The sequence below is a fragment of the Agrobacterium sp. 22094 genome, from assembly GCF_052046015.1.
Lineage (GTDB): Bacteria > Pseudomonadota > Alphaproteobacteria > Rhizobiales > Rhizobiaceae > Agrobacterium > Agrobacterium cavarae.
Genome location: NZ_JBQEPX010000036.1, coordinates 1 through 372, shown reverse-complemented (window position 1 = coordinate 372; position 372 = coordinate 1). Strand labels below are relative to the sequence as shown.

General features: G+C 39.0%; 1 pseudogene. It reads left to right on the top strand.

From position 1 onward, the window contains the following. A pseudogene (gene ligA, locus ACTJK5_RS23065) lies at positions 1 to 372 on the top strand (NAD-dependent DNA ligase LigA); the annotation flags it as partial.

Sequence of the window (372 nt, the reverse complement as noted above, 5' to 3'; positions counted from 1 at the left end):
CTCCCTCCGTTCGCGTTGGGGGGACTGTTCTTGATATATTTGAAAAAGTAACACATAAGTCACCAATGTTAAGTTTAGGAAATGCATTTAACGAAGGAGATTTACGTGATTTCGACAGAAGAGTACGTCAAGGAATTGATGGTGCGAATGTAAGATATATATGTGAATTAAAAATTGACGGGCTTGCCGTTTCGCTTCATTATGAAAAAGGACGCTTCATTCAAGGGGCGACACGTGGTGATGGTGTAACGGGTGAAGATATTACTCAAAATTTAAAAACGATTAAAGCTATCCCACTTCGTTTAAATGAAGAAGTAACGTTAGAAGCAAGAGGCGAAGCTTATATGCCGAAGCGTTCATTCGTTAAACTAA